At 53.0% G+C, this 14,419-nt stretch carries 15 protein-coding genes; 4 read left to right on the top strand and 11 right to left on the bottom strand.

What is annotated here, in order from left to right:
- Window positions 1-144, bottom strand: a 144-nt coding sequence (locus G7Y43_RS02605) for an NAD-dependent epimerase/dehydratase family protein (protein WP_165043808.1), incomplete at its 3' end; no start/stop codon positions are given.
- 318 nt (window positions 145-462) lie between these two features.
- Here G7Y43_RS02605 and G7Y43_RS02610 point away from each other — a divergent pair.
- The 4 genes from G7Y43_RS02610 to G7Y43_RS02625 all read left to right on the top strand — a co-directional run bounded on the left by G7Y43_RS02610 (window position 463) and on the right by G7Y43_RS02625 (window position 3,774).
- Window positions 463-852 (top strand): hypothetical protein, encoded by a 390-nt coding sequence (locus G7Y43_RS02610; RefSeq protein WP_165043810.1) that lies wholly within the window; start codon window positions 463-465, stop codon window positions 850-852.
- A 390-nt stretch (window positions 853-1,242) separates the two neighbouring features.
- On the top strand, window positions 1,243-1,554 hold the full coding sequence (locus G7Y43_RS02615; protein ID WP_255464293.1) for a transposase: 312 nt from the start codon (window positions 1,243-1,245) through the stop codon (window positions 1,552-1,554).
- A 577-nt stretch (window positions 1,555-2,131) separates the two neighbouring features.
- Window positions 2,132-2,437, top strand: coding sequence for a hypothetical protein (locus G7Y43_RS02620; protein WP_165043812.1), 306 nt, complete (start codon window positions 2,132-2,134; stop codon window positions 2,435-2,437).
- A gap of 26 nt (window positions 2,438-2,463) precedes the next feature.
- Window positions 2,464-3,774 (top strand): ISL3 family transposase, encoded by a 1,311-nt coding sequence (locus tag G7Y43_RS02625; protein WP_255464294.1) that lies wholly within the window; start codon window positions 2,464-2,466, stop codon window positions 3,772-3,774.
- Between the two features lie 284 nt (window positions 3,775-4,058).
- Here the strand turns inward: G7Y43_RS02625 and G7Y43_RS02630 are convergent, their stop codons facing one another.
- From G7Y43_RS02630 to pseC, 10 genes are all read right to left on the bottom strand, one after another.
- Complete coding sequence (locus G7Y43_RS02630) at window positions 4,059-5,207, bottom strand: PseG/SpsG family protein (RefSeq protein WP_241158130.1); 1,149 nt, start codon at window positions 5,205-5,207, stop codon at window positions 4,059-4,061.
- Between the two features lie 20 nt (window positions 5,208-5,227).
- Window positions 5,228-6,397 (bottom strand): iron-containing alcohol dehydrogenase, encoded by a 1,170-nt coding sequence (locus G7Y43_RS02635; RefSeq protein WP_165043816.1) that lies wholly within the window; start codon window positions 6,395-6,397, stop codon window positions 5,228-5,230.
- Window positions 6,387-7,628, bottom strand: a complete 1,242-nt coding sequence (locus G7Y43_RS02640) for an aspartate aminotransferase family protein (RefSeq protein WP_165043818.1) — start codon at window positions 7,626-7,628, stop codon at window positions 6,387-6,389. Before G7Y43_RS02640 ends, G7Y43_RS02635 begins: the two co-directional genes overlap by 11 nt.
- Window positions 7,613-8,812 carry an ATP-grasp domain-containing protein gene (locus tag G7Y43_RS02645; RefSeq protein ID WP_165043819.1) on the bottom strand — a complete coding sequence of 400 codons (1,200 nt, stop codon included), beginning with the start codon at window positions 8,810-8,812 and terminating at the stop codon, window positions 7,613-7,615. The genes G7Y43_RS02640 and G7Y43_RS02645 overlap by 16 nt, the downstream gene beginning before the upstream one ends.
- A gap of 22 nt (window positions 8,813-8,834) precedes the next feature.
- Window positions 8,835-9,860: a pseudaminic acid synthase gene (pseI, locus tag G7Y43_RS02650; RefSeq protein WP_165043821.1), complete on the bottom strand. Its 1,026-nt coding sequence runs from the start codon at window positions 9,858-9,860 to the stop codon at window positions 8,835-8,837.
- A 5-nt stretch (window positions 9,861-9,865) separates the two neighbouring features.
- A complete protein-coding gene (locus G7Y43_RS02655; protein ID WP_165043823.1) occupies window positions 9,866-10,759 on the bottom strand; it encodes an aldo/keto reductase in 894 nt (297 codons plus the stop codon).
- Between the two features lies 1 nt (window position 10,760).
- Entirely contained in the window at window positions 10,761-11,582 is an 822-nt protein-coding gene (locus tag G7Y43_RS02660) for a cytidylyltransferase domain-containing protein (protein ID WP_165043825.1), read from the bottom strand.
- A gap of 11 nt (window positions 11,583-11,593) precedes the next feature.
- Entirely contained in the window at window positions 11,594-12,919 is a 1,326-nt protein-coding gene (locus tag G7Y43_RS02665) for an aminotransferase class III-fold pyridoxal phosphate-dependent enzyme (RefSeq protein ID WP_165043827.1), read from the bottom strand.
- Between the two features lie 20 nt (window positions 12,920-12,939).
- On the bottom strand, window positions 12,940-13,101 hold the full coding sequence (locus tag G7Y43_RS02670) for a hypothetical protein (RefSeq protein ID WP_165043829.1): 162 nt from the start codon (window positions 13,099-13,101) through the stop codon (window positions 12,940-12,942).
- 95 nt (window positions 13,102-13,196) lie between these two features.
- On the bottom strand, window positions 13,197-14,414 hold the full coding sequence (gene pseC / locus G7Y43_RS02675) for a UDP-4-amino-4,6-dideoxy-N-acetyl-beta-L-altrosamine transaminase (RefSeq protein WP_165043831.1): 1,218 nt from the start codon (window positions 14,412-14,414) through the stop codon (window positions 13,197-13,199).
- Window positions 14,415-14,419: the final 5 nt, after the last annotated feature.

Genomic DNA, 14,419 nt, shown 5'->3' on the forward strand with positions numbered 1-14,419 from the left:
CAGCCTGTCGAGCTTGATACCAGGATCGTAATAGGAGTTCACGTTATCAAACCCCACGACCTTACACCTGCCCTCTTTAAGCAGACGTTTACACAAAAACGCACCAATAAACCCGGCTGCACCGGTTGCGAGAACCCTATTCATTTTTCTCCTTTGTTTTCATTCAGATGTTAATGAGATGTTTGGCTTCCGCCGACCCCGCCCCGTGAGCCAAGACCCTTCTTTCGTAGTCCATAAAATTCCCGGGTATTCAACGATGTCCCGGTATCCGCTTCTTAGGATCATATGAATGAATCACAAAAGGCGCTACTTTTCCTTCTGGTTGTTGATTAGAAGAGCTTTGCGTGGTAAAACAATGTCTCAAACATTGCGAATCAGCCACCTCAGCACATCTCCAAAAAAAGCAATCAGAACCGCCCGCACGACATCAGCTGCCGCATGCGGACAGGATGGAAGTGCGTCATGCAAAGCCGAACAGGGAAGATAATCATTCCGTCTGACACTAACGTATGGCCTCACGAGATGGAGACCGCCCACGCGCTCGCACGATCGGGCCTCACCGTGAAGTTCATTAGATGCAGTAAGGAACGGCATGTCACGTCTGCCGACGTAATCATCGACGGTGACGAATGGGAGATGAAGGCACCTGAGTCATGTAAGCTTAAGATGGTCGAACGTAACCTGCGTCGAGCTCTCAAGCAGTCGCCGAACGTGATCTTTGACTCCAGAAGAATGAAGGGGATTCCCGATACAGCCATAGAAAGAGAGCTGCGAAAATGGGCTCTTGAGCTGAAATCTTTGAGAAGATTGATTCTGGTCAACAGACACGGAAAAGTCATTGCAATCAAGTAGAAACCTGTTAAACTAAAAGTGCTAAAGCGCTCGAACGGTATGCATTGTACCTCCCTCGGGCGCTTTCGCTGTGTCTATGGGTGATAGGCCTTATGAGCAGGATTTCGGGTGTTCTGGATTTCATGTGGTTCAGTCCTCATTTCTGACTTTTCCCAAGCCCTACACAGCTTTCCCATAAGGTTTTATGTGTACACCCAACCCTTCTGGATTGAGTGTGTGCGAAATCCTCATCATGCGACCTACCATAAGACACAGGATGCAGGCTTAATATCACCATCTGAGAACAAGGGGTATAAGGCGCCATAAACCTGCATCCTATAACTGATCCCGCGGCAGCAGACACCACCCGCTGCCGCGGGCTGGCACCCTGCATCCCAAAATAGGAGCCCAATATGGGACGCAAGGGAACCGTCAATATTAAGAGCCCTTGGTAACTGGATAAGCCTGGCTCAAAACTGCGGAATCAAAGAGTTTGCTACTGCTGCAAACAGTATCAAGAGCGTAAAGGAATACATCGTAGGCGCTTATATGACGGGAAAGACCAACGCTTATGCCGAAAACGTCAACCGCAAGATCAAGGACATGAAACGCCGAGCTTGTGGGTTTACAAACTACAAGAGCATGAGACGTCGCCTTTTGCTTGCATATGGCAATACTCCTCTCGATAAGGGAGGAGTAGCACTGCCCAACCACAACAAGTAGGCCGCAAATTGCGGATCCTCCAACTTGTTGGAGGTGAGGCATTTGGTCTAGATTTCTAAGGTTTAACACCACTTTTTTTAAATTCCCCTGCAAGGGGCTTAGGTAGGCGTGTCCTAATAGCGGGCTAATTTGGGTGACTCAATATCGACTTTTATGTGTTTTGCTTTCATCATCGCAGGTCAGGCTAAGCTTTTGCTCGAATCGTCCACACTAAATCCTGGATACCCAGGATTGACCGAAACCTTGAAATCCCAAAGAGTGTCGGCAGACATGAAATCCCACTTTCGGGCCTTTCTGAATCTGGTGTTGTTTTGCCAATTTCTGCCTCCATTTTAGGTCTAGCAACACAACTCTCGTGGAGAGTAGTGTTGCTCACATCCCCTGAACTGGGGTATTGCGATTTCATGCGGCCACTTTCATGATTGTGTCAAGCTTCCGATTGCATCTATTAACAACGATTTCCGATAGCGCAGATCCGATAGCGTATCGGAAGCGAATATACGAGAGGTGTAAGGTGCTAGCACCACCCCACACCCCCCTTGCGGCATCTGCGTCATCAAAGGATTGGAGAACTCCTATGAACGGCAGAGAGGCCAATAAGAAAAGGAGACTTGCGTACACACAAGGCTTACTTCCTGACACATACGCAAGTGAGTGTACAAAGCCCGATGGAAGAGTGCTTACCGCACACGAAGTCGAGCTTTCTGCACTTGGAAGGATCAAACAAGGCGAGCCTAGTGCATGGGATGTACTGTGTGCCGAGTCTCTTTCGGAGAAGTGCTTTTCGCACGGCTGTGCTTTTGATGACGGCGCTATCGATGACTGCCCCGGGTGGTGCAAATTTGCCATCTTAGGGTTTGAGAGCTGGGTGATGGCCTCATAAGTAGAATACACCCTGAAGATGTCGGTCTGCCAAGCTCTGTTCGTGTCGACAAGGCAGGAACTTCCCCTGGTTTTACCGACCTCCACGTCACTGTCGATGCCCCTGATCTTAGATGCCCTCGGTGTAGTCGCACCATGACAGGACATGGCAGCTACACCAAGTGTATGGCACATGTTGTAGGTGAGACACCTTGTACCTTGACTGTTAAAATCCGCAGGTACAGGTGCAAAAGATGTGGAGTCACACAAAGTGCCGATATCCCTTTTGCCTCTGTTGTAAGCACCACTATCACTGAAGCGCTTGAGAGGCGCATTATCGATCTTTTGCGTGCACGGCAAACCATAACCGAGGTGGCATGCGCGTGTAACATCACACACGATACGGTACGTCTTGTAATCGATAGCGTACATATCAAAATGCCAGCACTGCCTTCTATCCTGCTTACAGATGAGATACATGCCAAAAGCTATCGCGAATCTGATACAGGAAAGCAGGTTTGTGTGTTTTGGGCCTGCGCATATGATGGTGCCACCGGATGCTTGGTAGATGTCATTGAAGGTAGAGGTGCCGATGACATGGATCAATGGTTTAAACAGTTCGGGCTTGACGAGCGCAAACACGTCGCCTATTTCTGTTCGGACATGTATGACATCTATCTGAACGCAGCAAAGAAATGGTGTCAGTTTGCATGCATAGGAGTTGATCGGTTCCATGTTGCAAAGATAGGCGTCGAATGTATAGATGACGCCAGACGACGACTGCAAAAAGGTGCGAGCAACGGAGCTGACATCAAAAGGCGTCACCGTAAACTTGCTGCCAATCGTGGCAAGAGAAGACGTGAACACAAAGGCGAACCGTGGGTTGACCTTGAAAAGAAGACGATATGCAACATTCTTGCCATCTGCGACTCTAAGCACTCTCACCTGCGACAAGCCTATCTGGTACTTCAACTCTACTACATATGGCAAGACCATCCCTGGACTGATAGACAGGAATGCGAGAAGGCCCTCAACAACTGGATCATGAAGGCAAGTGGGCTTGAGGTACCTGAGATGCGACGCTTTGCCAAAACGGTCGCGAAGTACCAGCAGTACTTGGTAACTGCCACGATAAGCCACATCAACACCGCTCGAGCAGAATCGACCAACGACAAGATCAAAGAACTCAAGCGCGAAAGCCGCGGGTTTGGCACCTTCGATGAAACCAGAAGACGACTTCTTTTGGCCTTTGGTGCGCTGGATGCTGTTGAGGGTGCTACTGCCTATGAAAGAAGAAAGAAGGCGCGTGTAAGCGCTTATGCTTCCAAACCTTCCAAGAGAAGTAAGAAGAAGCACTAAAGGATAGACATGGCACACCTGTCTGTGCCCAGAAGCCCGCCTGGACCTAGAGTCACATGATGTCGCATTTCTAGTTGTAAAGCTGCATCTCATAGCTTGTGTTTTAAAGCCCTTAGATCCAAGGGTATCTGCCAGTGCGCCCAAAAACCATCCTGTTTTTTCTGAAACTGGTGTTGCCGCCTTAAAACTCACGCATATCGCCTGTTCAAGTTAATGTTTTAAGCCTATCGGCAACACAGATTTCGGAAAGGCCCACTTTCGTTGTGTTTACGAGCGATAATCAATCATGTTGGCCTTATTGTTCTAGGCTTGACGTCGACGCTAATTTCAGAAAGGCCGCATTTCGATGACTGGACAGACGGTCTCGATCCACCGGCTATGGCTTTCCCGAAACCGCGCTTTGCGACGGCGATAAGCGCATCGGCAACTAGCTGGGCACCATCGCCTTTAATACAATCCCGCATACTGTCATGGACTCGCTTGAGGGATTCTTGAGAGACGGTAAGCTCCACCACCGCCCGACGGATATCGTCTGGCTGCCAGTTCAGATTCTTGATGACAGAGCCCAAAGCTAACTTCTCAAAACCGCCGATGTTTATGAGCTGATTGTCCACAATGGGCACGGCGGCAGAGGGCACGCCGAGAGTACACAGCTCATAGAGGGTCGTGCCTGCGGCAGAAACAACCAGGTCGTTTTCCAGCATAAGGTGAGCCATGTCGACCACATCGTGCAGCAGGACCAGATTATCGTCGTTAAACGCAGAGTCCTCGAAAGTTGCAGCTCTTCCCACCACGACAGTGATCCGCGCTTGGGGTAAAGCGGCTCTACAGCCGGCAACCATACGCTCCAAGGAATGATGAGGGTTAGTAGACCCGCTGGTAACCATTACGTTTAGAACGGGATAGCTGATGCATGCCGTGCCCGCCAAGCTACTGAAGAGGGGGGCCACTATCGCGTAGCGCGGTCCTATGAGCAGAAAAGTAGCAGGGCTGCGTGAGCCATATACAAAACGGTAATCTTTCTCCTCGAAGGCAAAGCCGTAGTTGACCACGCCAAGCACAGGCCACGGCTTCGGTATCTCTAGACAGCCGTCTGTAAAGGTGTAGGCATCATCTAGATACACTACCCTCAACCCGCAACTTGCCATTGCGGCAAAAAACGGCTCACTGACCGCATAGGAGTCAACAACGACAACATCGCGAGCTGTGACTATTGAAGCTATCCGGATGCCGTCCTCAGCCCCAAGATTCATGCAGTCGCCGAACATGACGATAGATTCAACACCGGCAGACCCCAAAAAAGCTCGGGAGTTCTCGTCCGAGACAAGAAAACGCACGTCAACCCCACGCTCTCTCAGAGCTGAGGCGATAGCTGAGCAGCGCATAAAATGGCCTGATCCTATGGCGGCATTAGCATCAACACGAAAGAACACAGTCAAAGGTGCAGCCCCCCCTACAGACCTTGCAGCACGCTGCGGCAGAGTTCAGGAGTAAGCCCCTCACATTTACCCAGTCTGCCGCCAGCCATGATCTTTTCTACGCACTCGTCCATATTGCACCAAACGGCCGCGCGGATGTCGTCAGCGGGCAAATTAAGCCCTTTGTAAAAACGCGTAATAACTTCCAGTCCGGAAAACCCATTGCGCAGGGCATAAGGGCAGTTGTCCTCCAGACCCTGCAAGTGTATCTGATAATAAGGGTTACCTGCCATGGCGCGCACCCACGCTGGCATCACCAGCGACAGAACGTGCCCATGAGAGCCAGGCAGAGTACCGCTGAGGCGATGCTCTATCTCGTGAGCGACCCAATCGCAAGAGCGTCCAGCTGAAAAGAGGTAGCTGAGACCCAAGCTGCCCAGGATCATAATGCTTTCCCTAGACTGGACGGTCATAGTCTCGTCGTCAAGATTATTCCAGCTCTCGATGAGAGAAGAAATAGACCCGTAGATAAGCATGTCGAAGGGATCGAGCCTTTCCTGAGTACAGAACAGCTGCTCGAGCAGATGTGCCATAATGTCTGAGCAGGCACAGGCCAGCTGCCGTTTACTCAGTGACTCTATTACCTTCGGATCGCAGATGGCGAAGGCAGGACTCGCTAGTCGATGTGCGCGAGCGATCTTCTTACCCGAACAACCCTCGCTTATGACAAAAGAGTTGTTGCACTCACTTCCGGAGGCAGGCAAAGTGAGTATAACCCCGACGGGAAGAGCCTGCTTAAGATCACGAAAACCCTGAGCAGCGTCATAGAACCGCAAGTCTTTACCAACTTCACGTCTCATCCCGTAAAGCAGGGCAGCTGCCTTGGCAGCGTCGATGACCGATCCACCTCCAGCGGCCAGAATGAGATCAGGTGCGAATTCTTGACAAATGTCGCAAATGTGCTCAACTAGAGCCTCATCGGGGTTCGCGCCGCATTTACCGAACTCACTGTAAGCAATGTTCCTGGCGTCAAAAATCGCGTGCACGTCTTTGTCGAGGCCCAGCTTAGGAACAGCATGAGGCCCGTGTATAAAGACTACCCTACTACAGCCCTCCAGTCTCTCGCCCAAATGAGTCATGGCGTTATCCCCAAAGACGTACATCGTGGGCATGGTGAAATAGAAGTTCTTTCCACTAGAATCCATACACATGGCTCCTCAGCTGCTCGTGGGCCCTTTTTAGTACCTCAATGCATTGATCTATCTCCTCAAAAGAGAGGGTGTAGCTGGGCAAAAAACGTAGCACCCTTCCCCCGTCGGATCCCTGGATGAGCACTCCGTTCTCCAGCATAAAGCTATGAAACTCACGATATATAGGACGATAGTCATCCACACTGGGGATTTCAAAATCCATACCCAACATGAAGCCGACGCCGCGAGCATCCACAAGCCAATCGCACTCAGCTTCCACTTCCTTTAGACGCTTAAGGAAATAGCGACTTTTCTCCTCCACTTGGGCCATAAGGTTGTGCCGTTCGATGTATTCAATACCGAAGCTCACGATATCGGCGGCAAAGCTGTCATTTTGGTGGGAACTGTAATGAGTGAGGGTGATAGCGCTTTCGTCTACTAATCGCCCGGAGAATAGTAGAGCCGCCACGGGATAGCCAAGCCCTATAGCCTTTGAACAGATAACGAAGTCGGGGCTTAAGCTGTACTTCTGAAAGGCAAACCATCGGCCGAGACGGCCGAAACCAGTTTGCGATTCATCCAAGGCAAGCAGCACGCCGTATCTTCTCAAAAGTGCGCTCATTTCCGCCAGAAACGCCTGTCCGGGATAGATTAGGCCGCCTACGCTCACTACCGGCTCGATGACCGCCACGCCGATCTCGTGGGCATGGTTGTCTAGAATCTCCTCAAGCTCCCGCAAGCTCGCCTCAGCTTCATCCGCATTGCCGCCATGAGGGGTGCGGACAGGGAAAATGTGTGGCACTAAGGGACGCGCGTACACACCCGAGTAGGTGATTGACTGAGAACCCATGGTGAGGCCGTGGTAGCCGTTGTGGAAGCAGATCACGCCGTCTTTGCCGGTCACGTGCTTGGCGTATCGCAGGCAAGTCTCCACCGCCTCGCTGCCAGTGCTCAGCAGCAGCGTGCGTGCATCAAAGCTGCCGCTAACCTCGTTGAGCCTATGCGCCGCAAAGAGCACCTTCTCGGAGACAGCTGAGGTGCAGGAGTGTTGATGGGTAGTGGCGTTTTTGCCTATGATCTCTGCCAAGTCGGGATTGGAGTGACCCAAAACGGCGCAAAACTGACCTGAGTTTACGTCCAGAATCTTACGGTCGTCCTCGGTGTAGAGGTAATTGCCGCTCGCACGACGGATGACGAAGTCCTCGAACGGAATAACAGGAGCAAGGAGTTTCATTCTTTCGTCCATAAGGGTTTCCTTTCGAATAGGGCGAAGAGCTCTTCGGCGATACTCATCATCTGCTGCTTGGTGGGTCCCTGAATAATAACGTAGCCGCGGCCCATCACTGAGTGTCCGTCTACCACCTTGCATAGGCGGTCGCCCGGCTTGATTGAGCACCGGTAATCCACGACAGCTCCGCCGAAGGATGCTATCTGCTCTTCGCCGGGAACGGCTATTACCTCGCACTCACCAAAGTCGAAGTACCGAATGAGCAGGAGATTGATGCCCTCTGGATCAAAAGAGAACGACTGGCCCATCTGGTAGTTGAGGTATTGTTCCACTGGTAAGACGCCAGTTGCGGCAGGGGTGAAAACGCTTGAGAGCATATGACCTGAAGGCCGCGGAGATATCTCAATAGGAAACACCTCATCGTCGCAGACCATCAAATCGGCATGTAACAGGCAATCTCTCAGCCCCAGGGCCGCTACGGCAGCTTCCATGAAGCCTTCAACACGTCGGTAAAGTGTTTTCTCCTGATGAGGCACCGCAAAATACCCGACGCACTGACGAGCCGGCGGTGCAGTGTTGATCTTCTCCCGAAGCAGAATAATGTGCAGCGCATCACATACAACTGCGGCATCCAATCCGTATTCTGTGCCCGGCGCGGCGGTCTCGAATACGTAGTCCTCGTCAAAATCCAGGTTCGAGGCAAAGCTAGCCATTTGCTCAGCGCTTTCGGCCACAAACACGCTACGGCTGCCCGAGCCGAACCGAGGCTTCATGATAATCGGATAGACAGCGGGAGAGGGTAGGCATGTACCCTCGTCAACCAGGAAACATTCCCCATCGCGCAGGCCCTTAGATGCCATGACCCTGTGGAAGAGGTACTTGTCGACGCAGCGTTCAACAGCCTGAGCTCCAACCCCTTTCATTCCCATCCCGTCATTGACGGTGCCCGCAGTAAGCACCCATCGACCGATGGGCACAGGGAGAAGAAAAGAGACGCTGCGTTCACGCAGTGCCTCCATTACAACCTCAGCATCACGAATATCGACGACGACAGGATCGTCGACAGCAGTAAGCCCTTCAGCTTTCGGGTCGCTGTCAAGACCCACCACGCGAAGGCCTCGGCGCTGTGCCAGCTTTATCGCATGCAAAGACTCCGAACCCGCGCCAATGACGGCGCAGATGCCTTGCTGTCCATGGGTCATAAAGTACTCCTATCTGATCACGCTATCGGTAAGGTATTGGGTCACCGAAGGAGTAGGCACGATCGGCCGGAGTACCCAGCATCTCCTCGTAGTACTTAGGCTTCGCGCCGTAGCCAGGCCGCACCACGCGGATATTCTCGAGCGAGAACGACTCGCCTTCAGCGATGTCGGCGCAGGCGAACACCGATCGGCGAAACGCCAAGTTAGATACCTCCTTGGTCGACGGCTCGTAGCAGGGTGTACCCACGGCGGCAACGGCGGCGTTCACGGCGTCCACCATTGCGCGGAACTCGGCAGGCGTCATTGAGAATGCGGAGTCGGCGGTCTTGATGTCCTTGTCCAGGCAAAAATGCTTCTCGATGACCCGTGCGCCCAGCGCAGCGGCCACGATATCAGCAGTGTGACCCATCGAGTGATCCGAGAACCCCACGTGACACCCAAATCGACGCGCCATATCAGGGATCGAAGCCAGATTCATGTCCGCCAGGTCGGCTGGGTATTCGCTGCAGCAACGAAGCAACACGATGTCGTCGTTGCCGACCGAGCGCATGGCGTCCACCGCATCTTGGATGTCTTCAAGCGACGCCATGCCAGTGGATACGATCATTGTCTTACCTTTGGATGCCGCATATTTCAGCAGGGGTGTATCAACAAGCTCAAACGACGCAATTTTGAATGCATCCACGCCGAGGTAAAGCAGGAAGTCCACCGCGTCGGCATCAAACGGCGTGGATAGGAAGTCCATCCCCCGCTCGACACAACGCTCACATATCGGTGCGTGCCACTCGTAGGGAAGCGACGCCTCAGAGTACAGCTCGTAGAGTCGCCTTCCGTCCCAAAGCCCGCCCTTTATCCTGAACCACTCCTTGTCGCAGTCAAGCGTCATCGAGTTGGCCGTGTAGGTCTGCACCTTCAAGCAGTCGGCACCCGCCTCAGCGGCGGCGTCCACTATGCGCAGCGCGAGATCCAAATCGTTGCCATGGTTGGCGCTCATCTCGGCGATGAAGTACGGTCTACCTGCGGCAAGCCTGTCATGTATCACGCTCATACGCGTCACCTCTTCCACAGGCTCGGCATAACCACTTCCGCAGAAATGCCGGAAAACTCGCGGTTCATAAGCTCGATCACATCTGTTGGCAGCGGCCTACCGAAAGCGCAGATGTCCTCTTCAAGCTGCCCGAGCGAATCCACACCGAAAACGAGTGCTGATACCGCATCTTCGCGCGCCACGTAACCCATCGCAAGATCAACACGGGATATGCCGGTCTCATGAGCTATGGAATCGAGTTTTTTCAGTATGGGAACTGCCTCTTCCAAGAATGGTGGGACATCGGAGGGGGACATAGTCACCAGCCCCTGGATAAAGGCGCTTCTCGTGTCGAACTCCACGCCCGCAGCGGAAGCCGCATCAAGCACCCCCGCTTCCTTCATTCGTCTATCGAAGATGCTATAGGGTGCCTGCATGAAGTCCACAAGACCGCTATCGATACACGCGAAGGCCTCCTCAGGATCGTAGACCGAAACGCCCACCTTGCGAGCCAAGCCCTTCTCCTTCACAGACTGCAGAGCTTTTAAGATATCGGCTCTGAAAGCATAGCGAGAACTGTGCAGGAGATAGGCGTCAACATAACTCGTGCGCAGTCGCGAGAGAGATTCACCAAGGCGCAAGGCAATGACGGCTTCGAGTTCTTCAGATGGCACCCCATCAAGTGAATTAGGCAGCAGCTTCGTGCTGATCGAGAGATTCTCCCTAGACGCCGAGCCCCTCGAGAGGAACTCGCCAACTATCCATTCAGCATCACCGTAAGCCTCTGCGGTGTCAAACGACATCACCCCATTTGCTGCGGCATACTCCAAGCAGGCTATCGAGGCTTCCAACCCTGGCTTCTTCTGACCGGCAATCCCATAATCCATGCCGAACTGAACGGTTCCCAATCTCAGCTTCACGTTAGTCAACCTCCTCCACGCCCAGCATCCCAGCAGACACTTTGATGCTCTGCTGTCTTGAACAGCCGACAATCCTGTCCTCGTTAAGGGACTTGGCAAGCCCCTCGTTGCGGGAAAACCGCGCGTTCAACGCTCTCAGTTCCGGGTTCGCATCGAGAAACGAAAGGATGTCGGCATAGCCGAAGTCATCTCGTCCTTCATCGGCAAAGTGCTCGAATATCGCGCGCACCAGCTCGTAGTCCTCCGGTTCATCCACCGTCCATCGCTCGTCGCCGTGATATCCAATCGAAGACTCATAGTTCTGGAGCCTGAAAAGATCGGGGTTTCTCACGATGTACTGGGTCACGTGCTCGCGCTGGGAGGACATACGCGCTTCTTCCCAAGACCTCTCTAATGCCGTGAATCTGATAATTTCGAGATCGAGGCCGTCCGGGAAAGACTCCGTTAGCATACCCAGGTAGTCGAAGCCAGGTTCCATCTGCCGTATCGCGTCGTCTAGCAGCGCGGCGTCAAAGCACGGACAATCCCCTGTGACGCGCACGACGTAATCCGGATGAAACGGCAACGCAGCTCGATAATACCGATCCAGCACGTCGTCTTTCGAACCTGCGTAGACATCCACCCCGATCCTATTGCAGAACTCAACTACAGCGATGTCGTCTTCTTGGTCTGTGGTAGCCACCATGACGTGGTCGACAAGTTCACTTTTGCAGACCCGCTCCACCACCCTCTGCAGTTGGGGTTTTCCCGCGAGATCCATCATGATTTTCCCGGGAAGCCTGGTGGATCCGGTTCTCGCCTGAATTACTGCAAGGAAGTTCATTTTTCGACCTCCTAGAGCAGTCGTCCGAAGCCCGAATGACACACAGGTCCATCGAGCTTCTCCTTGATGTCAACACCAGAAGCGCGGATGTCCGCAATCTGCTCGAACACGGCGTCGATATTCTCTAGGTACTCATTCACGATTTCGTCTGTATGTGCCGCAGACGAGTAGAACGCTGTGGACGCGAGATATCCACGTTTAAGCATCTCTTGGGTTACGTAGGTTTTGTACGCAAGAGGTTCTTCGACATCGAATCCGAAGTGGGCAAGAGGGTCTATACCGCCAATCTCTATGGGTAGCCCATGCTTAGTACCAGAATCAGCCCATCCAGCTTTTACACGCCGCCCTACAGCGATCTGATGTTCCCAAACTCTATCTCGCTCATATACTTCTATGTTCTTTAGCGTGGCTGCAAGACCTATGCGCTCGGTATAGAAAGTGCTGCTGATAAACGTATCCTGCGCAGCATCCATTATCTCCTTGCGGCCTATGACAACCGAAAGAGGGTATCCGTTTGTCATGCCCTTAGCAAACGTCGCCATATCGGGATTAACTCCAAGTACCTTGTGGCTACCGCCTGCACACAGCCTGAAGCCTGCGGAAATCTCATCGAACACAAGCACGATGCCCTCTTTTTCGGTGGTCTTCCTAATCTTTTCCAGGAAACCATCCTTTGGATAATCGTTTCGGATTGGTTCCATGACGACTGCGGCTATATTGCCCCTGTTCTTCTCGACAAGAGCATAGAACTCCTCGATCCTGTTGTAATGAAATGGGAGATTGGTTCCACCTAGACCTTTCGGCACACCGGCAGGAGCAAGCCCAGCGATATGATGATCGTTAAGAGCATTTGTGTTCGATATGTTCGCCGCGAGGTACCAATCGTGCCAGCCATGGTATCCGCAGAACAAAACGATATCCTTGCCAGTGTACGCCCGAGCAATGCGCACCGCCATGGAGACGACCTCTCCACCCGCCTTTGCGTACCGGACTCCTCCCGCCCAGGGGTGAAGACTCAACATCTTTTCGGCAACGTAGACTTCTTCGGGTGCATTCAGCGTGCACATCCCACCCGAATCGATAGCCTCTTTCGTAGCCTTGTCGATTTCGGGATTCGCATAGCCGTTGACGTTTGCACCAATACCCATATAGCTTACGTCGTAGTAATGTCTGTCATCGAGATCCCACACCTCGCAGCCAGACGCTTTGCTGTAATAAGAGGGCCACCCATCCGGCAAAAACATTTCCGGCCGCTTGCTCAGAAGTTGCGTGCCTCCAGGAATAACCTTCTTCGCCTCGACGTAGAGGTCTTGCCCTTTGCCAGTGTTGTATTCCATGCGTTTCTTCCTTTCAGCTATTAAACGTCGTAAATGAACACGCTCTCCGCGTATTCGCGAACATAGTCAAAATGGTCTTCCTTGATGATCAGGTTGGGGCTTTGCCCAAAAACCAGCGAACCCGATGGAATATCCGTGTCGATTACGTACGTGTTAGCTGCGAAGATCACGTAGTCCCCCATGTTGCTTCGACCGAGGATTTTCGAATCTCCCATCATGAACACGGAATCGCCAATGGCGGGTTATATGCCGTGAACATATCTCGTTTGAGACATCGTCAACAGCATGTTGCCTCCTTGGCCGCGAGACAATAGGACACCACTTTACGAACAGCTTTTACTACGTTCTTAGCATCTTCATCAGTCATACAGCAATGCAGCGGCAGCGTCACCGCCTCCTCGTAGTAGCGGTTTGCCTCTGGGCAGCAGTTCTGGTCGTACCCGAGATCTTGGTAATAGGGAAGCCGGTACACGGGCAAGTAGTGTACGTTCACGCCTAAGTTCTCGGCGCGGAGGGCGTCGTAGACGAAGCGGCGCGTAGTCCCGAGCGACTCCTGCTTGAACCGCAGACAATACAGGTGGCGTACGGTGTCTTGGGGAGTTGCGTCATATTGGAATGACACCTCGGGCATCTCTGCGAATTCGCGGTTATAGAACGCCACGATCTCTCGCCTGCGCACGGCAAACTCCGGAAGGCGCGCAAGCTGGCTTGTGCCAAGCGCTGCCTGAGTATCACTCATGCGATAGTTATACCCCAGCTCAAGTTGCTCATAGTACCAGCCACCCTCGTCGGGGTGTCGCAGCTGGGTCCCATCGCGCGTGATGCCGTGCTTGGCGAACAACAAAAAGCGACGTGCCAGCTCGGGGTCATTCGTCGCTACCGCTCCGCCCTCGCCAGTCGTGATCGTCTTCACGGGGTGGAAGCTGAAGCAGGTGACGTCAGCCACGGATCCTACGGGACGCCCGCCCGCATGGAGGGACCCGAGCGAGTGAGCCGCATCCTCGATAAACACGAGACCATACTCGTCACAGATCTTGCGGATCGCAACTGAGTCGACCGGCACGCCACCGAAGTCAACAGCAACGATAGCCTTTGTTTTGTCCGTAACCTTAGCGCGGATGCTCTCTGGATCGATGTTCCAGGTCACAGGATCGATATCAGCGAACACCGGCGTGCCGCCGCAGTAGAGCACACAGTTCGCCGAAGCGGCAAACGTAATCGGACTCACGATCACTTCGTCACCCGGGCCGATACCAGCCGCCAAACACGCAACGTGCAGCGCCGCCGTTCCGTTGGCAACCGCGGTCACAAAGGACGCACCCGTAACCTCCTTAAGGGACTCCTCGAACGCTTCAGTCGCAGGGCCACAGGTGAGATAGTCGCTGTGTAAGCAATCAACAACAGCTTGAATATCTGTCTCACTTATAACCTGGTGCCCATAGCCAATCATGTGCGGACTTGCGGGTATACCACCATACATGGCAAGCTTTTCCATGGAGC

This window comes from Adlercreutzia sp. ZJ138, from assembly GCF_011038935.1.
Lineage (GTDB): Bacteria > Actinomycetota > Coriobacteriia > Coriobacteriales > Eggerthellaceae > ZJ141.

Coding starts and splice junctions, on each gene's coding strand:
- G7Y43_RS02645 (WP_165043819.1), bottom strand. CDS start 8,812: ATGACCCATGGACAGCAAGGCATCTGCGCCGTCATTGGCGCGGGTTCG.
- G7Y43_RS02635 (WP_165043816.1), bottom strand. CDS start 6,397: ATGGATTCTAGTGGAAAGAACTTCTATTTCACCATGCCCACGATGTAC.
- G7Y43_RS02665 (WP_165043827.1), bottom strand. CDS start 12,919: ATGGAATACAACACTGGCAAAGGGCAAGACCTCTACGTCGAGGCGAAG.
- G7Y43_RS02670 (WP_165043829.1), bottom strand. CDS start 13,101: ATGGGGGACTACGTGATCTTCGCAGCTAACACGTACGTAATCGACACG.
- pseC (WP_165043831.1), bottom strand. CDS start 14,414: ATGGAAAAGCTTGCCATGTATGGTGGTATACCCGCAAGTCCGCACATG.
- pseI (WP_165043821.1), bottom strand. CDS start 9,860: ATGAGCGTGATACATGACAGGCTTGCCGCAGGTAGACCGTACTTCATC.
- G7Y43_RS02620 (WP_165043812.1), top strand. CDS start 2,132: ATGAACGGCAGAGAGGCCAATAAGAAAAGGAGACTTGCGTACACACAA.
- G7Y43_RS02660 (WP_165043825.1), bottom strand. CDS start 11,582: ATGAACTTCCTTGCAGTAATTCAGGCGAGAACCGGATCCACCAGGCTT.
- G7Y43_RS02640 (WP_165043818.1), bottom strand. CDS start 7,628: ATGGACGAAAGAATGAAACTCCTTGCTCCTGTTATTCCGTTCGAGGAC.
- G7Y43_RS02610 (WP_165043810.1), top strand. CDS start 463: ATGCAAAGCCGAACAGGGAAGATAATCATTCCGTCTGACACTAACGTA.